Source organism: Spirillospora sp. CA-108201 (genome assembly GCF_050936235.1).
GTDB lineage: Bacteria > Actinomycetota > Actinomycetes > Streptosporangiales > Streptosporangiaceae > Spirillospora.
On the sequence record NZ_JBNJNE010000001.1, the window covers coordinates 8153146 to 8170348 of the forward strand.

A 17203-nucleotide genomic window follows, 5' to 3' on the forward strand; every position below is an offset into this window, starting at 1 on the left:
GTGGCGGAGGAACTGCTGCGGTTGCGGCTGGCCGACGAAGAGGGGGTCTTCGCCCTCCGCCAGGCCGGCCGGCACGTCGCCGCGGCGGTCGGCCTGGAGACCCAGGACCAGGTGCGGGTCGCCACCGCGCTCAGCGAGGTCGGCCGGGAGCTGGTCTCCCACGCGGGCACGGTCGCGGTGGCCTTCCACCTCGACCCGCGGGCGCGGCCGCGGCTGCTGATCGAGATGGAGTACGCGCCCGCGGGGGCCGCCCGCCGTCCGAAGGAGGGCGACGCCGCGGCCGCGCGCCTCATGGACCTGCTGGAGGAGACGGGAACCGGGTCGCGGCGGACCGTCCGGCTCGCCAAGGACCTGCCCGCGGACGTCTCCGCGCTGGACGGTGCGGCGCTGGCCGACCTCCGCGAGCGGCTGGGACGCCTGCGACCCGCCACCGTCCTGGAGGAGCTGCGCATCCAGAACGCCGAACTGGTCGAGGCGCTGGAGGACGTCCGGCGGCAGCGCGAGGAACTCCGCGCGCTCAACGCCGAACTGGAGGAGACCAACCAGGGTGTGATGGCGCTCTACAACGAGCTGTCCACCGAGTTGGAGGAGACCAACCGGGGGGTGGTGGCGCTGTACGCCGAGCTGGAGGAGAAGTCCGACCAGCTCCGCGAGGCGGGCGAGGCCAAGAACCGCTTCTGGGCCAACATCAGCCACGAGCTGCGCACGCCCCTCAACGGCGTCATCGGGCTCACCCGGCTGCTCCTCGACCCCGTCGCCGATCCCCTGACCGAGGAGCAGCGGCACCAGGTCTCGCTGGTCGCCGGCGCCGGCGAGACCCTGCTGTCCCTGGTGAACGAGCTGCTGGACATGGCCAAGGCCGAACAGGGGCGGCTCGCGCCGCGCCGCACCTTCGTCGAGGTGTCCTCGATGCTGCGGCAGCTCGCGGACCTGATGACGCCCATGGCCGAGCAGGCGGGGGTGGGGCTCCGGGTGGACGCGGCCGAGGCGGGTGCCCTCATCCTCGTCACCGACGAGGTGATGCTGACCCGCATCCTGCGCAACCTGGTGGCCAACGGGCTCAAGTTCACCGACGAGGGCGAGGTGCGCCTGACGGTCCGGCGCACCCCCGGCCACCTGGAGTTCGCCGTCGCCGACACCGGGATCGGCATCCCGCCCGGCGACCGGGAGCGCGTCTTCGAGGAGTTCTACCAGGTGCCGGGCGGCGGGCCGGGAGGGACGGGGCTCGGGCTGACCTACTCCCGCCGCCTCGCCCGCGCCCTCGGCGGCGACCTGGCGCTGGAGAGCGAGGTCGGCGCGGGCACGACGGTGACGCTGCGCCTCCCGCCGTACCGCGGCCTGGCGGAACTCGGCCTCGCGCACGTGCTGGTCGCCGACGTGCACGAGGCCGCGCGCCGGGTCCTGCGCGACATGCTCGGCGACGCCGCCGAACGCCTCAGCGAGGCCGGCGACCCGCGCGCCGTCCGCGAGCTGGCGGCCTCCGCGGACCCGCCCGAGCTGATCCTGCTCGGTCCCGACATCGACGCCGCCGACGCGGTCGGCGGGCCGGGCGGGCCTCCGCCCGGGACCGCCGTCGTGCTGATCGCCCCGTCGGACGCGGCCGCCTCGGACGAGGCACGGCCGGGGCGCGTCGACGCCGTCCTCGACCAGGCCCAGCTCGCGCCGGTCATGCTCGCCGACGCGGTGTCGCGGGCCCGGACCAGGCGAACGGCGCGGACGCCGTGACCGACGCGATACCGACCGCGACCACCCTGGTCGTCGACGACAACGAGACCAAGCGCTACATCATCGGCAGCTGGCTGCGCCGCGCCGGGCACACCGTGGTGGAGGCCGCCACCGCCGCGCAGTGCTGGGAGCGGCTCGCCGAGCACCAGGTCGACCTGGTCGTCCTGGACGTCCAGCTGCCCGACGCGAACGGCATGGAGGTCTGCGAGCAGATCAAGGCCGCCCCCGCCACGGCGTCGCTGCCCGTCGTCCACATCTCCGCCGCGGCCGTCGAGGCCACCGACCGCACCCACGGGCTGCGGCGCGGCGCCGACGCCTACATGACCGACCCCATCGACCCGGGCGAGTTCATCGCCACCGCCGAGGCGGTCCTGCGCTACTACCGGGCCCGGCGCCGCGCCGAGCGGATCGCCGAGCGGATGGCGGCCTTCACCCGCACCTCGCTGGCCATCAACGCCGCCACGACCTTCGACGGGCTCGCGGCGGTGGCGGCGCGCGGCGCCCTCGACATCTTCTCGGTGCCCGCGGCGGTGTTCATCCATCCCCCGGACGGCCAGGTGAGGCGGACCGTCCATCTGGGCGGCGAGCCGTGGAACCGGCCCTGCCCTTCCGAGGTGCCCGCGCGGCTCGCCGCGATGACCGGCCTCGGCGACGACACCGGCACCCGCTTCGTCGCGGTGCCGGAGGCGGGCTGGCGGGACCTGCTGCCCGACAGCGCCTCCGAGGGCGACGTCCTGCTGGTGACCTCGCGGGCCAAGCGCGGCCGCCCCGCGATCGGCGTGGCGATCGAGGCCCGCGGCGCGTCCGACGAGGACTCCACCCACCTCCTGCGGCAGCTGGGGCAGGCGGTGGCCCTGGCGATGGAGGCGCTGCGCTCCTACGCCGAGGAGCACCTGATCTCCCTGACGCTCCAGCGCAGCCTGCTGCCGGCCGCCCACCCCGCCATGCCCGGCTGGGCGTTCAGCGTCCGCTACGAGCCGGCCAGCGACCAGGCCGAGGTGGGCGGCGACTTCTACGAGGTCATCGACCGGGGCGAGGACGTCCTCGTGGCCATCGGCGACGTGCAGGGGCACTCCCTGCACGCGGCCACCGTCATGGCGGAACTGCGGCACGCGCTGCGCGCCTTCGCCGCGGAGGGCCACGACATCGCCGGCATCCTCCGGCTGCTGAACAACGTGATGCAGCGCTACCACGACGACCAGACCGCCACGATGTGCCTGATGTCGCTGGACCCGCGCACGGGACGGCTCCAGGTCGCGAACGCGGGCCACCTCCCGCCCCTGCACATCTCCGGCGGAAGGGCCGAGTACGGCTCCAGGGGCGGCCTGCTGCTCGGCTTCCCCGCCGAGCGGCTCGGCCTGGAGGACGCGAGCGTCCCGCCGGGCGGCACCGTCGTCCTCATCACCGACGGCCTGATCGAGGACCGCGCGGTCTCCCTGACCGCCAACCTCGAACGCCTCAGGACCATCGCCGCGGACGTGGACGACGACCTGGAGGCCTACAGCGACCGCATCCTCGCCGAGTTCGGCGCCCGCGAGGACGACGTCGCCCTCATCGTCCTGCGCCGCGAACCCTGAGCGGTCCGGTCTCGCGCGCATGCCGTGATTGACCCAAAGCGTGAACTCCCTTGAGCTAGTTGATCGAGGCAGCGGGAATCAGCCGAGGCGTACGGGATCCGCATTCCCGCGCTCATCCGCGCGGCACTAAGGAGTCGGCACTTGTCCTCGGCACCCGCGCAACCGGATCAGTCGGAACCGGTGGCGGAAACGGAGCGGCGACGAGGAGTCGACCAACTGCTCACCATTCCGAGGGGCATCGCCCAGGTCGAGTTCCAGCCGAATCCCTGGACCGGGCTGATCTTCCTCGCGGCGCTGTTCGCGGGCGGCTGGCAGTTCGGGGTCTTCGGGCTGCTGGGGACGGTGGTCGCCACGCTCACCGCCCGCCTTTTCGGCGTCTCCTGGCGGGACCGGATCTCGCTGGGGCTGGAGGGCTTCTGCGGCACGCTGATCGGCGTCAGCCTGGTGCTCTATCTGGACGCCCGGTGGATGACGGCCCTGCTCGTCGTCGGCGGCGCCATCGCCGGCAGCGTGCTCACGTCGGCGCTGAGGGCGGTCCTCGGCCTGTACGACCTGCCCACGTTCACCGCGCCCTTCTGCGTGATCACGTCCGTGATGGTGATCGGCGGGCCGTCCTTCGGCCGGGTGTGGGCGGAGCACGCGGGCTCGGCCCCGCCGTCCGAGACCGCTCCCGGCACGGCGATGACCTGGTCCTACTTCTGGAAGGGCACCTTCAACGGCGTCGGCCAGGTGTTCTTCCAGGACCAGTGGTACGTCGGACTGATCTTCCTGGCCGGCCTGGTCGTCGCCGGATGGGCGACGGGCCTGGTGGCCCTGGTCTCCAGCCTGGTCGGCCTGCTCACCGGCTGGGTGCTGGGGGCGCAGGCCGCGGACATCGGTGCCGGGCTGTACGGCTACAACTCCGTGCTGACCGGGCTCGCCCTGTTCGGCACGTTCGTCGCGGTCACCCCGGTCAGCGCCGTCTACGCCGTGATCGGCACCGTGGCGGCGGCGGGCCTGACGGCCGGCGTCGGCACCCTGTTCGAGGTGGTCGGAGGCCACACCCTCACCTGGCCGTTCGTGCTGGTGACCTGGGTGTTCCTCGCCGCCGTCCCGATGCTCAACAAGATCGAGCGCGCTGGGTGACCGTCGATGGCAGCCGGGCGCGGAAGGGAAAACGATGAACCTCACCCCGCGGGAGATGGACAAGCTGGTCCTCTTCACCGCCGCCCAGATGGCGCAGCAGCGCCGGGACCGGGGCCTCAGGCTGAACTACGCCGAGACGGTGGCGCTGATCAGCTCGGCGATCGTGGAGGCGGCCCGGGACGGCCGGACCGTCGCCGAGTGCATGGAGCTCGGCAAGCAGGTGGTCGGGCCGCGCGACGTGCTGCCCGGCGTGCGCGCGATGCTGACGCTCATCCAGGTCGAGGCCGCCTTCGACGACGGCACCAAGCTCGTCTCCTGCCACGACCCGGTCGGCGGCAAGTAGTGTCCGGCGGCCGGCGGGTCGTCCTGGTCGGCGGGCACGAGAGCCGGCAGGGCCGGTGCCTCGCGGAGCCGGCCGGGCCCGGGGACCCGCGCGTCCGCGCCCCGGGACGGGATCTGCACGCCGCGCTGCGGACGCGGGACCGGCTCGTGGCGGTGCCGATGACGCTCGGGCGCGACCCGGACCTGCCGGTCGTCACCGCGCAGACCCTGAGGTGGGCGGCCCGGGACCGCGCGCCGGGGGACCTGCTGCTGGCCGGGCCCCTGGGCACGACCCGGCACCTGGTCGGGTGGATCAGGGGCGCGGTGACCCGGGCGCTGCGCGACGGGCCGGGGAGGCGGGCGGTCCTGCTCGTGGCGCCCGCCGCGGGGCCCGAGCCGGACGCCGAACTCTTCCGGGTGGCGCGGCTGGTGTGGCAGTACACGCCCGTCCGCTGGGTGGAGGTCGCGCTGCCCGGCGGCGAGCCGGACGTGGACGAGGGCGTCGAGCGCTGCCGGCGGCTCGGGGCGGACGACGTCGTCCTGGTGCCCGCCTCCTTCGTCCCCGCGCCGGAGCGGGCCGATGCCCGGACCGCGGGCCCGCTTCTCGGGCCGGCCTCGCTCGCCGCGCTGGTCCGCGAACGGGCGGCCGAGGCGGAGCGCCGGTGGAGCCGGGACGGCGACGACGGGCTCGCACCCACGGCGCACGGCCACGGCCATGGCCACGGCCACGAGAACGGCCGCGAAAACGGCCGCGAACACGGTCATGGCCACGGACACGACCACGGTCGTCCCCAGGAAATTCCACGGCGGGCGATGGCGGACATGAAAGGGCAGGAATCCCATGTCGGATGACGTTTACATGTATGGCAAGGGTGATATCGAACTGAACGCCGGTCAGCCCAGGGAGACCATCCTGGTGCAGAACACGGGGGACCGCGCCGTCCAGGTCGGCTCGCACTTCCATTTCTTCGAGACCAATCGGGCGCTGAAGTTCGAACGCGACAAGGCGTTCGGGAAACGGCTGGACATCCCCTCGGGGACCGCGGTGCGGTTCGAGCCCGGGGACACCAAGGAGGTGACCCTGGTCGAGTACGGCGGCGGGCTGCGGCTGGTGGGGTTCGGGGGCCTGCTCAACGGCAGCGTCCGGTCGGGCGAGGCGCACCGCACGGCGCTGCGGCGGATGCACAAGCGCGGCTATCTCGACGAGCCGGTCGAGCCGCCGAAGAAGCCGTCAAGGAAGACGAAGTCGTCCCGTTCCGGAAAGAGGGGCTGAGCCGCCATGGCCACGATGAGCCGGCAGCAGTACGCGTCCATGTACGGCCCGACGGTGGGCGACCGGCTTCGCCTCGGGGACACCAACCTCGTCGTCGAGGTGGAGAAGGACCACACCGAGGGGCACTACGGGGACGAGGCCCAGTACGGCGGCGGCAAGACCGCCCGCGACGGCATGTCGGCCGACCCTGCGTCGGGGCGGTCGGTCGCCCTGGACCTGGTGATCACGAACGCGCTGGTCCTCGACCCGGTGCTGGGCGTCGTCAAGGGCGACATCGGCATCAAGGACGGGAGGATCGCCGGGATCGGCAAGTCGGGCAACCCGCACACCCAGAACGGCGTCGACCGGCGCCTCATCATCAGCGCGACGACCGAGGTGATCTCCGGCGAGAACCTCATCGCCACGCCCGGGGCGATCGACACCCACGTCCACTTCATCACCCCGCAGCAGGCCCAGCACGCGCTGAGCAACGGGATCACCACCCTGGTCGGCGGCGGCACCGGCCCGGCGGACGGCAGCCGCGGCTGCACCACCACCCCGGGCCCGTGGAACATCTCCCGCATCCTCCAGGCCTACGAGGACATCCCGATCAACATCGCCGTCTACGGCAAGGGCAACAGCAGCCTGCCGGGCCCGCTGGAGGAGCAGATCCTCGCCGGCGCCGCCGGGCTGAAGGTGCACGAGGACTGGGGCGCCACCCCGGCCGTCATCGACTGCGCGCTGTCGGTGGCCGACGAGCTGGACATCCAGATCAACATCCACACCGACACCCTGAACGAGGCCGGCTTCGTCGAGGACACCATCAACGCGATCAACGGCCGCGCGATCCACACCTACCACTCCGAGGGCGCGGGCGGCGGTCACGCCCCCGACATCCTGCGGGTGACCGGCGAGCCCAACGTGCTCCCCGCCTCCACGAACCCGACGTTGCCCTACACCGCCAACTCGGTCGACGAGCTGCTGGACATGACGATGGTCTGCCACCACCTCAGCTACGACGTGCCCGAGGACGTGGCGTTCGCCGACAGCCGGGTGCGCGCCGAGACCATCTCGGCCGAGACGGTGCTGCACGACCTCGGCGTCATCAGCATCATCGGCTCGGACTCCCAGGCGATGGGCCGCGTGGGCGAGTCGTTCACCCGCGCCTTCCAGGTCGCCCACCACAACAAGGACAAGAGGGGCGCACTGCCCGAGGACTCGTCCCGCAACGACAACTACCGCGTCCTGCGCTACCTGGCCAAGCTGACCATCAACCCGGCCCGCGTCTCCGGGATCGCGGACACGATCGGCTCCCTGGAGGACGGCAAGCTCGCCGACGTCGTGCTGTGGCCCATCCACTCCTTCGGAGCCAAGCCCACCATGGTCGTCAAGGGCGGCATGGTGAGCTGGGCGCAGATGGGCGACCCGAACGCCTCGCTGCCGACGCCGCAGCCCGTCTACTACCGGCCCACGTACGGGGCGTTCGGCAAGGCGCTGTCGAGCACCTGCGCGACCTTCATGTCCGGCGCCGCGATCGAGGCGGGCGTGCCCGAGCGACTCGAACTGAAGCGGCTGATCCGGCCGGTGCGCCAGTGCCGGACGGTCGACAAGCGCCACATGCTCCGCAACTCGACGCTCGCCGAGATCAAGGTCGATCCGGAGACCTACCGGGTGACCGTGGACGGGGAGCCCGCGCACATCGAGCCGGCCACGGAACTGCCGCTGAACCGGCTGTTCTTCCTGGCATGAGCGCGCGTCCCGGCACCGCGGACCTGGACCCGCTGCTGGCCCAGCTCCAGCTCACCGACTCCGGCTTCCCGAGCGGGATGTACACGCTGTCGCACGGGCTGGAGGGGTACGTCCAGCTCCGGATCACCGGGCCGGAGACGCTGCGCGAGCTGCTGACCGACCTGCTGTACAACGCGGTGGGCCCCGCGGACGCGACCGCCCTGGCGCTGGCGCACCGCGCGGCCCGCGCGGCCGACTGGGACGGGCTGGTCCGCGTCGACCGGCGGCTGCACGCGATCAAGCTCAACCGCGAGCAGCGCGGCGCCTCGGCCCGGACCGGCCGGCAGGTGCTGGACACGGCGGCCTTCGCCTTTCCGGTGCCCGAGACCGCCCGGCTGGCGGGTCTGGTGGCGGACAGGACCACGCCGGGCAACCACGCGGTCGTGGTCGGCGCGCTCTACGCGGGGCTCGGCGTGCCGGTGGCGCAGGCGGTCGCCGCCGACCTGTACGCCTTCGCCGCGAGCTGGACGGCGGCGGCGGTGCGGCTGGCCCGCACCGACTTCCGCCGCGCCCAGAGGCTGCTGTGCGAGGTCCGCCCGGACCTCGCACGGGTCGCGCGGTCGGCGCTCGCCGCCCGCGACCCGCGGGAGCTGCACGGCTCGGTTCCCGTCGCCGACGTCGTGTCGGCCGCGCACGAGCGGGCGGAGGCCCGCATGTTCGTCACCTGATCCGTTCGATGCGAAGGAGGCGGGATGGAGCTGGAGAAGACCTTCAAGGTGGGCGTCGGCGGCCCGGTCGGAAGCGGCAAGACCGCGCTGATCGAGGCGCTGGTGCCGCGGCTGCGCGCGCTCGGCCACGAGGTCGGCGTGATCACCAATGACATCTACACCCAGGAGGACGCCGAGCACGTCCGCCGCACCCTGGCCGGGACGCTCGACCCCGAGCGGATCGTGGGGGTCGAGACGGGCGCGTGCCCGCACACCGCCGTCCGCGACGACCCGACCATGAACCTGGCGGCGGCGGCGGAGCTGCTCGACCGCTTCCCCGAGATCGACCTCCTGCTGTTCGAGAGCGGCGGCGACAACCTCACGCTCACCTTCAGCCCGGCGCTGGCCGACGTGTACATCTTCGTCCTGGACACCGCCGAGGGCGAGAAGATGCCCCGCAAGCGCGGCCCCGGCACGACCGACTCCGACCTGCTGGTCATCAACAAGATCGACATCGCCCCGTACGTCCGCACCGACCTGGCGGTCATGGAGCGGGACGCCCGGGCGGTGCGCGGCGCGGGCCCGGTCGCGCTGACCGACTGCCTCGCCGGCACCGGCGTCGCGGAGGTCGTCGACTTCATCGAGGCGCGGGCGGGAGCGGCGTGTACCTCGCCGGTGTAGGGGCGGCGGGCGGCTCCGGGGGGACCGACCGCCTCGCGCCCGAGCGGTACCTTCCCGGCTGGGTCCCCGAGCCGGTGCGGCGGCACGCCGGCGCCGTGGACATGCTCCCGGCCGGCAGCCCCGGCAAGGTCGGCGTCCTCGACCTGGAGTTCGAGCTGGTCGGCGACCGGACGGAGCTGACCGGCCGCTACCAGAAGGCGCCGCTGCACATCACCCGGCCCCTCCACCCCGACCCGGGGGCGCCGGACCTTCCGTACGTCATGCTGATGTCGTCCGGAGGCGGAGTCCTCCAGGGGGACCGCTACCGCGTCGACGTCTCCTGCGGCGCGGGCGCGTCCGTGCACGTGACCACCCAGGGCGCCACCCGGCTCTACCGGATGGAGCAGGACTACGCCACGCAGCTCGTCGGCCTCTCCGTGGGCCCCGGCGGCTACCTGGAGTACATGCCGGACACGACGATCCCCTTCGGCGGCACCCGCTTCTACCAGCGGCTCGACGTCACCGCCCACCCGGACTCCACCGTCCTGCTGGGCGAGACGCTTCTGGCCGGCCGCCTCGCCCGCGGGGAACGGCACGCCTACACGGCGTACTGCAGCGACGTCGAGGTGCACGACGCCGCGGGACGGCTGCTGTTCGCCGACCCGCTCCACCTGGTGCCGGAGGAACGGGCGGTGACGGGCCCCGCGGTGATGGACGACTTCGGGGTTCTGACGTCGCTGTACGTCGTCACGGGCCGCAGACCCGCGCAGGCCGTGGCCGACACGATGCACGAGGCGCTCGCCGGCACGGGACTGCGGGCGGGAGCCAGCGTCCTGCCGGGGGACCGCGGCGCCTGGGCGCGCGTCCTTGGGGAGCGGTCGCCCGAGGTCGAGGCCGCCTTCATGCGGGTCTGGGACGCCGTCCGCCGTCTGCTGCTGGGCGTGCCCGCCCCCGGCCGGCGCCGGTGGTGACACCGGCCATGGGCGACGAGGGGAGGCCGGGAAGGCATCTCCTCCACCGCGAGGCGGCCGAGGCCACCGTCCTGGACCGGCGCCGGAGGGGGCGGCCCCGCCATCCCGGGATCAAGCCTCGCGCGCTCCTGGACGTCGCCGTCGGAGGAGCGCTCGGGGCCCTGGCGCGTGATCTGCTCATCAAGGCGATGCCCGGCGCCCGGCACGGCTTCCCCTGGGGGACGCTGCTGGTGAACCTGCTGGGCTGCCTGTTCATCGGCATCCTGACGTCGTACCTGCTCAAGGGCAGGCCGCACCCCGTCGCCCGGCCGCTGCTGGTGACCGGCTACCTGGGCGGTTTCACGACGTTCTCCCACCTCATCGACGGGGTCCACGCCCTCGGCCGCGCCGGGAGCTGGGACCAGAGCGCCGTCTACGCGGTGGTCAGCGTGGTGGGCGGCTGGATCGCGGTCGCCGTCGGCCTCTGGGGCGGGCGGCTCCTGCCGTACCGCCCGGCCCGGCCGGAGGGCGGCGCCCCGGCATGATCGCCTTGCTGGTGCTCGCCGGAGGGGCGTGCGGCGCCATGCTGCGCTTCGTCCTCGACACGATGGTCAAGAACAGGTTCGGGAAGGCGTTCCCCTGGGGGACGCTGACGGTCAACCTCCTCGGCACGGGCATCCTGGGCGCTCTGCACGGCCTGACCACGAGCGCCGTCCCCGACGGTCTCGTCGGCACCGGGCTCTGCGGCGCGCTCACCACGTTCAGCACCTTCGAACTGGACACCGTCCACCTCTTCCAGGACGGGAAGTACGCCAGGGGCGCGGCGAACGTGCTCCTGTCCCTGGGGTTGGGCATCGGGGTCTTCACGCTCCTGTACGCCGCGTTCCAAGCGGTCTGACGCGTGCCGTCCACGCCGACGGGCGCCACGCGGGTCGCCGCGGGGAACTGGCTGAGCCGGGCGCTCTCGCTCTCCAGGGGGCCCGTGCCCTGGCTCGGCGCGGTCCGGGCGGCGGTCGCGTTCGGCGCGGTGATCGCGGTGGCGCTGGCCCTGGGCGAGCCCCGCGCCGGACTGCTCGCGTCGGCCGGCATGGTGCTGGCGACGATGCGGCCCGACACCGGCCCGTACCGGTCGCGGGCGCTCGGGCTCGTCGTCTCGCAACTGGCGGGCGCCGCGGGCCTGGTGATCGGCCAGCCCGCCCACGGGCACGGCTGGTGGACGGTGTCGACGACCACGGCGGTCGCGCTGCTGTCCGGCCTGGCCAGCTCCATCGGCAACGTCGTGTCGGGGGCCGCGCTGGCGCTGCTGTTCATGAACGTGATCGGCACCGGCCTGCCCCGGCTCGGCCCGTGGTGGCTCCCTCCGCTCTGCCAGCTCGCGGGCGGTGCCTTCTACCTCGCCCTCGCGGTGCTGAGCTGGCGGCTGTGGATCCGGCGTCCGGGCCCCGAGCACCGGGCCGTCGCCGACGTCTACGACCGGGCCGCCGACCTGGTCGACGCCGCCCGCCCGGGTGACGCCCGCCTCGCGCTCAGCATGGCGGTGGACGCCGCCCAGGACGCGCTGATGTGCCATCGCGTCCGGCGGATGCCGAACTGGAGCGAGGAGGCGCGGTGGCTGGTCGCCATGCTCAACGCGGCCTCGCCGCTGCTGGAGGCGCTCACCCTGCTCGTCCGCTCCGCGCGTCCCGCGCCGCCGGGGCTGTCGGAGGAGGTGCGGCGGATCGCTGACGCCGTCCGGAGCGGGGACCGGGCCGCGGGGATCCCGCCGCCGCGGGGCGACCCGGTGTTCGCCCGGCCCGTCGAGTTCGCCCGGCGGCGGCTGTCGGAGCCGCACCCGGAGGACCCCGACTGGCTCGGGCTGCCGAGACCCCTGCCCGTCCGGGCGTACCGGGCCGTCCAGATGGCCCTCACCTCGGCGGCGGCCTGGCGGTACGGGCTCCGGCTGGCCCTGTGCATGGCGATCGCCTCGGCGTTCGTCGAGTTCCCGGGCGTGCTCCACGACCTCTGGATCCCCACGGTGCACTCCGTCTGGCTTCCGCTGACGGTCGCCGTGGTCCTGAAGCCCGACTTCGGCTCGGTCTTCGTCCGGTCCCTGCTGCGGGCGGTCGGCACGGTCGCCGCCGCCGTCCCCACCCTGCTGGTGCTGGTGGTCGTCCCGCGCGGCTGGGCCGCGGTCCCGCTCGCGGCGTTCTTCGGCGGGCTGATCCCGGTGCTCAAGGCCAGGTCCTACGCGATGCGGACGGTCGCGGTCACCCCTCTGATGCTCTTCCTGTTCGACATGACCTCGCCGAGGCCCTCCGACGAGCTCGTGCTGGCCCGGCTGTCCGACACCCTCCTCGGCTGCCTGATCGTGCTGGTCTTCGGCTACGCCCTCTGGCCGTGGAGCCGCCGGGCACGGATCGGCGAGCGGTTCACCGCAGGCCTCCGGGCGCTCGCCGACTATCTCGACGAGGCCTTCACCGGCCCCCGGGACGTCCGTGCCCGGGACCGCCGGGCGCTCCACCGCAGGCTCGACGCGGCGAGAGCCGACCTGCGGCAGGTCCAGGCCGAACCCCCGCCCGCGAGCCGCACGGGCGCCGCGTGGTGGCCCGTCCTGGGCGCGCTCGACGCGCTCGTGGACAGCGTCACCGCGGCGTCCGTCAAGGTCCGGGGAGGCGCCGAGCCGCCGCCGGAGCAGGCGGTCGGGGCCATCTCGGCGGATCTCCGGGAGATGGCGGCCGCGATCCGCGACGGACGGGCGCCGCGGACGAGGGACGCTTCGGGACCTTCCCCGGCGGGCGTCCTCGGCCAGGCGGCCGCCCAGACCCGCCGGCTGCGCAGAACGCTTCCGCTGTGACGGCCGCCTCCTCGCCGGACGCGGTCACCCGATGCGCAGCTCCGTGTCGAGCCCCGCGGCCTCCTCGCGGGCGCTCGGGCGGAAGGCCAGCAGGACGTCCACGATCTTGCCGATGGCGAAGGTGAGCACGAAGCTGTAGCAGCCGACGGCGAGGATGGCGACGACCTGCTTGCCCAGCAGGGAGACCGAGCCGCCGTAGAAGAGACCGGCGATGGGGCTGCCGTACCTGCCGGTGGCGAAGAAGCCCAGCAGGACCACGCCGACGATCCCGCCGGCCCCGTGGATGCCCACGACGTCCAGGGTGTCGTCGTACCCGACGGACGTCTTGAACTCGACGGCGTAGGTGCAGACGACGGCGACGACGATGCCGAGGACCGTCGCGCCCAGCAGGTTGACGTACCCGCAGGCCGGGGTGATGGCCACCAGGCCGGCGAGCGCGCCGGTCGTGCCGCCCAGCCTGGAGAACCGCCCGAACCGGGCCCGCTCCAGCAGCATCCAGGCCAGCATCGCGACGCACCCGCACATCATGGTGTTGACCACCGCGTTCGCCGCGAGGGCGCCGTCCGTCAGCGCCGATCCGCCGTTGAACCCGAACCAGCCGAACCACAGCAGCCCCATGCCGGCCATCACCAGCGGGATGTTCTTCGGCTCGGGCGGGCCCTCCCGGCGGAAGCGCAGGCCCGGTCCGAGCACCAGCGCCAGCGCCAGGCCCGCGATGCCGGAGTTCAGCTCGACGACCAGGCCGCCCGCGAAGTCCAGCGCGCCCCACCGGTTGATCCAGCCGCCCTTGGAGAACACCCAGTGGGCGATCGGGAGGTAGACGACGGTGACCCAGACCACCCCGAAGACCATCCAGGGGCCGAGCCTGACGCGGTTGGCGACCGAGCCGCTGATCAGCGCGAGCGTGATGATCGCGAAGACGAGCTGGAACACCGAGAACACGTACTCCGGGATGACGCCCCGCAGGACCGACGGGGTGGTCCGGAGGAACTGCCACCGGCCCCAGCCGATGAGGCCGGCCCCTCCCACGTCGTCACCGAACGCCAGGCCGTACCCGTAGGCGAACCAGACGACGGTCACCACGGCGATCGAGACGAAGCTCATGTACAGGACGCTGACGAGGTTCTTCGCCCGGACCATTCCGCCGTAGAAGAGGGCGAGGCCCGGCGTCATGAGCAGCACCATGGCGAAGCTGACGAGCACCCATGCCGAATCGCCGGTATTCAACCCAAATCTCATGCCCCACTCCTGGCTTCAGGCGACACCATTGAGGTATGGGCATGCGATGAGCACGTGAAACGCCGGGGCGGAGGGCACTGGACAAAATTACGCCCATCGGGCTTTGCCCCCGGCCGACCTGGCCGGACTTTTCTTTCCTTTCGATTCTGTGACGTTTCTGTAAGGCCGGTCAGCGGGTGGGGTCCCCGGGGCCGACCGCCGGTCCGTGGTCGAAGGTGAAGCGCGGCCCGGGCAGCCCCCCGCGCCGCGCCGCGGGCGCCTCCGGCGGGCGCCGCCCGCCCAGGCTCTCGGCGACCTGGTTCCGCAGGCGCGGCAGCAGGGCGTACAGGGCGTCGCCGGGGCAGGCCGTGGCGTTGTAGTCGCGGTGCCCGACGATCGCCGCGTGCGGCTCCAGGCCGTAGACCTCGCACAGCCACGCGCAGGTCGCGACGAGCTTCGCCCACAGCGCGCCGGTGGGCTCCACCGTCATGTAGGTGCCCTCGTTCTCGATGCCGATCGTGTGGTCGTTCTCGCCGAGGGTGTGGGCCCCGACGACGTGGGTTCCGGCGCCGATGGCCTCCAGGGCGCGGTTGCGGCCCTCCATGAGGTGGCCGCCGCGGCTGATGGTGAGCTGCTGCCCGGTGTCGTCCCAGCCGTTGGTGTCCATGTGGAAGTCCTGGATCGCCCGGGACAGGGCGAGGGCGTGCTCCAGCGACTGGTCCGCGGCGTTCGCCGAGGCGGTGTGATGGACCACGATGTGGTCGGGGGCCCTGTTCAGAACGGTCGCCGGCGCCTTGGGAGGCCGGGCCAGCCACTCGGCGCGTGGGTGGACGAGGGGCGGGGCCTGCGCCGAGGCCGCGCGCGGGGGCCAGGCCGCCGGGCCCAGCAACGCGCCGCCCATGATGACGGCGGTTCCGGCGAGCAGGTTGCGGCGGGGGAGATGTGCGTCTGCGGACATGAGCGATCCCTCCGGATGTTGATCAGCTCAAAAGGGCGACCTCATCGGAAGATAACCGATGAAATCCTGTGCTTGAGGGGAGCACGCGGGCGCTGTTAGCTTCACCCGGTGGACCACATGCGTGCACAGGCGGAGGCGATCGAGGACTTCGCGGCGGTTCTGCGAGAACTGCGGGAAACGGTTGGCAACCCGCCATTCCGGGAGATGTCCGGTAGATCCGGGGCGATCTCGCACACGACGCTGCACGAGGCCACGAAGGGAAACCGCCTCCCGAGTTGGGGGACCACCGTCGAGTTCGTCAAGGCGTGCGGCGCCGACCCGGCCGCGTACCGCGAACGCTGGGGGCGGGCGAACGCGGCGGTCAGGTCGGCGAGCGCCGGGAGGCCCGAGGCCGCCGCGCTCGAAGCCCCCGTCGCGAGCGCCGTGGACGCCGGTGCCGTGCGCCTCGCCGTCGAGGCGCAGGAGCCCTCCGGGGGCGGCGAGACCCCGCCGTCCGGTTCCGACCCGCCGTCGCCGCACGTGCGGATGGCGGGCGACGTCCAGGCGACCTTTCCCGTCCCCAAGCGCCGGAGGCGGTTCCGGCTGAGCAGTCCGGGCGCGGTCGCGCTGGCGGCGGCGGTCATCGGCACGTGGGCGGTGGTCCTCATCGTGGTCGACCGCGACTCCGGCAAGGACGCGCTGGAGGAGTACGGCAATCGTTCGAAGGCCGCGCTGTCCCCGGCCGACTGCCCGGTGCAGCCGACCAACCCGGCGGCGGCCCCGCCGAGGCACAAGGGCGACGCCGCCGCGTTCGTCGCGGACGTCACGCTGCCCGACTGCACGCGCGTCGGCGCCGGCCGGAGCGTCACCAAGGTGTGGAGGTTCAAGAACTCCGGAACGGTCCCGTGGGACGGCTACTCCCTGCGCCGCCTGGACCTCCCGCAGAAGGCCGGCGACTGCCAGACGATCTCGGAGGTCCCGATCGCCGACACCGGACCGGGCCGCGCGGTCGACGTCCGCACCGAGATCACCACGCCCAGGAGGCCCGGCTTATGCTACGTGCGGTTCAAGATGGTGGACGGCGCGGGGAAGGTCGCGTTCCCGGGGAGCCGGCCCGTCAACTTCCAGGTCATCGTCGTCGGGCCGTAGCCCCCGCCGTGGAGGGGCACGGCGGGGGCTCGGGTCGGACGGCCGGGGGGGATCAGGAGAGGACGATCCCGCTGTAGTAGGCGTTGAGGATCCTGGCGTAGCCCCAGCCCGCGTCGGCCTTGTCCCGGGAGCCGTACTGCGACATCCAGTCCCCGGTGACCCAGCCGCCGCACGTCGTCGTCGTGGAGCAGTAGTGGGCCTCAAGGATCTTTCCGCCGCGGGTCATGCGGGTTCCCCACGTCGCGTCCACCGCGGAGCTCGTCGAGGCCTGGGCGGAGCCGGGCCGGTAGACCTGGCTGGACGTGGTGTCGTAGACGTCGAAGCACTGGCCGCCCGACGTCGTGCGGGTCGAGTGCAGCGCCCAGTACCAGCCGTAGCCCTTGACGGCCATCGCCCCGGCCTTGAGGGACTCCGCGGGCCAGCTCGACACCCATTCGTTGGGCAGGACGTCCTTGACGTAGGTCTTGAACGCCACCCGGTCCACCCGGCCGAGGGACACCCGGTACACGAGGATCGTGGAGGGGAGCTTGCTGTCGGTGCCGTCGGTCTTGCAGCCGGTCGGCGGCGTCGACGGCGAGAACTCGTGGGAGGCGTTCTGGTTCTTGAGGGTGGCGTTGAGGTTGCCTTTGGCGCCGGCTGCGAAGTCCTGGTAGCTGCCGCCGTAGTTGCTGTTGTAGTAGACGCGGACGGTTTTGGTGCTGTTGTTCCAGACCGAGGCGGCGTTGTTCTTGACGCAGGTGCCCTTGCCGTTGCCGTCGCCCTTGAAGTCGTAGCAGGAGGGCTGGGTGGTGCCGTAGTCGGCGACCGATCCGGTGAAGTCCGAGATGGAGCCCTGGTTGTCGCTGTTGAAGTAGTAGCAGAACTCGCCGCTGTCGCACTTGCCGTCCCGGGCCGCCGCGGAGGCGGGGGAGGCCGGGGCGAGAGCGGCTCCGCCGAGCGCCATCGCGGCGGTCGTCGCGGTGAGCCGCGGGAGCTGCCGCGCGCATCGTGTCGACACAGTCGTCATCCCCTCTGGTGGAGG

The 17203-nt window shown here is 72.9% G+C and carries 17 protein-coding genes; 14 read left to right on the forward strand and 3 right to left on the reverse strand.

What is annotated here, in order from left to right:
• From ACQEU6_RS39170 to ACQEU6_RS39230, 13 genes are all read left to right on the forward strand, one after another.
• Positions 1-1725: a sensor histidine kinase gene (locus tag ACQEU6_RS39170; RefSeq protein WP_499338745.1), complete on the forward strand. Its 1725-nt coding sequence runs from the start codon at positions 1-3 to the stop codon at positions 1723-1725.
• The gene (locus ACQEU6_RS39175) at positions 1722-3302 is read left to right on the forward strand and encodes a SpoIIE family protein phosphatase (protein ID WP_499338746.1); all 1581 of its coding nucleotides are present in this window, start codon (positions 1722-1724) and stop codon (positions 3300-3302) included. Before ACQEU6_RS39170 ends, ACQEU6_RS39175 begins: the two co-directional genes overlap by 4 nt.
• A 180-nt stretch (positions 3303-3482) precedes the next feature.
• Positions 3483-4427: an urea transporter gene (locus ACQEU6_RS39180; protein ID WP_499338747.1), complete on the forward strand. Its 945-nt coding sequence runs from the start codon at positions 3483-3485 to the stop codon at positions 4425-4427.
• Positions 4428-4461: 34 nt separating this feature from the next.
• On the forward strand, positions 4462-4770 hold the full coding sequence (locus ACQEU6_RS39185; protein WP_499338748.1) for an urease subunit gamma: 309 nt from the start codon (positions 4462-4464) through the stop codon (positions 4768-4770).
• Positions 4770-5600 carry a sirohydrochlorin chelatase gene (locus ACQEU6_RS39190; RefSeq protein WP_499338749.1) on the forward strand — a complete coding sequence of 277 codons (831 nt, stop codon included), beginning with the start codon at positions 4770-4772 and terminating at the stop codon, positions 5598-5600. Before ACQEU6_RS39185 ends, ACQEU6_RS39190 begins: the two co-directional genes overlap by 1 nt.
• Entirely contained in the window at positions 5590-6021 is a 432-nt protein-coding gene (gene ureB / locus ACQEU6_RS39195) for an urease subunit beta (RefSeq protein ID WP_499338750.1), read from the forward strand. The genes ACQEU6_RS39190 and ureB overlap by 11 nt, the downstream gene beginning before the upstream one ends.
• 6 nt (positions 6022-6027) lie before the next feature.
• Entirely contained in the window at positions 6028-7749 is a 1722-nt protein-coding gene (ureC, locus tag ACQEU6_RS39200; protein WP_499338751.1) for an urease subunit alpha, read from the forward strand.
• On the forward strand, positions 7746-8456 hold the full coding sequence (locus ACQEU6_RS39205) for an urease accessory protein UreF (protein ID WP_499338752.1): 711 nt from the start codon (positions 7746-7748) through the stop codon (positions 8454-8456). Before ureC ends, ACQEU6_RS39205 begins: the two co-directional genes overlap by 4 nt.
• A 24-nt stretch (positions 8457-8480) precedes the next feature.
• Positions 8481-9116 (forward strand): urease accessory protein UreG, encoded by a 636-nt coding sequence (ureG, locus tag ACQEU6_RS39210; protein ID WP_499338753.1) that lies wholly within the window; start codon positions 8481-8483, stop codon positions 9114-9116.
• Positions 9098-10066, forward strand: coding sequence for an urease accessory protein UreD (locus ACQEU6_RS39215; RefSeq protein WP_499338754.1), 969 nt, complete (start codon positions 9098-9100; stop codon positions 10064-10066). Before ureG ends, ACQEU6_RS39215 begins: the two co-directional genes overlap by 19 nt.
• A gap of 8 nt (positions 10067-10074) precedes the next feature.
• Positions 10075-10590, forward strand: coding sequence for a FluC/FEX family fluoride channel (locus ACQEU6_RS39220; RefSeq protein WP_499338755.1), 516 nt, complete (start codon positions 10075-10077; stop codon positions 10588-10590).
• Complete coding sequence (gene crcB / locus ACQEU6_RS39225; RefSeq protein ID WP_499338756.1) at positions 10587-10943, forward strand: fluoride efflux transporter CrcB; 357 nt, start codon at positions 10587-10589, stop codon at positions 10941-10943. The genes ACQEU6_RS39220 and crcB overlap by 4 nt, the downstream gene beginning before the upstream one ends.
• Before the next feature lie 3 nt (positions 10944-10946).
• Positions 10947-12878: an FUSC family protein gene (locus ACQEU6_RS39230; RefSeq protein WP_499338757.1), complete on the forward strand. Its 1932-nt coding sequence runs from the start codon at positions 10947-10949 to the stop codon at positions 12876-12878.
• 24 nt (positions 12879-12902) lie between these two features.
• Here ACQEU6_RS39230 and ACQEU6_RS39235 read toward each other — a convergent pair whose 3' ends face one another.
• Together ACQEU6_RS39235 and ACQEU6_RS39240 are read right to left on the reverse strand one after the other, a co-directional pair.
• The gene (locus tag ACQEU6_RS39235) at positions 12903-14117 is read right to left on the reverse strand and encodes an ammonium transporter (RefSeq protein ID WP_499338758.1); all 1215 of its coding nucleotides are present in this window, start codon (positions 14115-14117) and stop codon (positions 12903-12905) included.
• A 169-nt stretch (positions 14118-14286) separates the two neighbouring features.
• The gene (locus ACQEU6_RS39240; protein WP_499338759.1) at positions 14287-15054 is read right to left on the reverse strand and encodes a peptidoglycan recognition protein family protein; all 768 of its coding nucleotides are present in this window, start codon (positions 15052-15054) and stop codon (positions 14287-14289) included.
• Between the two features lie 204 nt (positions 15055-15258).
• Between ACQEU6_RS39240 and ACQEU6_RS39245 the strand changes: the two genes are divergently transcribed.
• Positions 15259-16182: an NBR1-Ig-like domain-containing protein gene (locus ACQEU6_RS39245; RefSeq protein WP_499338760.1), complete on the forward strand. Its 924-nt coding sequence runs from the start codon at positions 15259-15261 to the stop codon at positions 16180-16182.
• A 52-nt stretch (positions 16183-16234) separates the two neighbouring features.
• Here the strand turns inward: ACQEU6_RS39245 and ACQEU6_RS39250 are convergent, their stop codons facing one another.
• Positions 16235-17179 carry a peptidase inhibitor family I36 protein gene (locus tag ACQEU6_RS39250; RefSeq protein ID WP_499338761.1) on the reverse strand — a complete coding sequence of 315 codons (945 nt, stop codon included), beginning with the start codon at positions 17177-17179 and terminating at the stop codon, positions 16235-16237.
• Between the last annotated feature and the right edge of the window lie 24 nt (positions 17180-17203).

What these genes read in the sequence shown, in the direction of transcription:
- ACQEU6_RS39205 (WP_499338752.1), top strand. Translation starts at nt 7,746, where the DNA reads ATGAGCGCGCGTCCCGGCACCGCGGACCTGGACCCGCTGCTGGCCCAG.
- ACQEU6_RS39220 (WP_499338755.1), top strand. Translation starts at nt 10,075, where the DNA reads ATGGGCGACGAGGGGAGGCCGGGAAGGCATCTCCTCCACCGCGAGGCG.
- ACQEU6_RS39185 (WP_499338748.1), top strand. Translation starts at nt 4,462, where the DNA reads ATGAACCTCACCCCGCGGGAGATGGACAAGCTGGTCCTCTTCACCGCC.
- ureC (WP_499338751.1), top strand. Translation starts at nt 6,028, where the DNA reads ATGGCCACGATGAGCCGGCAGCAGTACGCGTCCATGTACGGCCCGACG.
- ACQEU6_RS39235 (WP_499338758.1), bottom strand. Translation starts at nt 14,117, where the DNA reads ATGAGATTTGGGTTGAATACCGGCGATTCGGCATGGGTGCTCGTCAGC.
- crcB (WP_499338756.1), top strand. Translation starts at nt 10,587, where the DNA reads ATGATCGCCTTGCTGGTGCTCGCCGGAGGGGCGTGCGGCGCCATGCTG.
- ACQEU6_RS39245 (WP_499338760.1), top strand. Translation starts at nt 15,259, where the DNA reads ATGTCCGGTAGATCCGGGGCGATCTCGCACACGACGCTGCACGAGGCC.
- ureG (WP_499338753.1), top strand. Translation starts at nt 8,481, where the DNA reads ATGGAGCTGGAGAAGACCTTCAAGGTGGGCGTCGGCGGCCCGGTCGGA.
- ACQEU6_RS39240 (WP_499338759.1), bottom strand. Translation starts at nt 15,054, where the DNA reads ATGTCCGCAGACGCACATCTCCCCCGCCGCAACCTGCTCGCCGGAACC.
- ureB (WP_499338750.1), top strand. Translation starts at nt 5,590, where the DNA reads ATGTCGGATGACGTTTACATGTATGGCAAGGGTGATATCGAACTGAAC.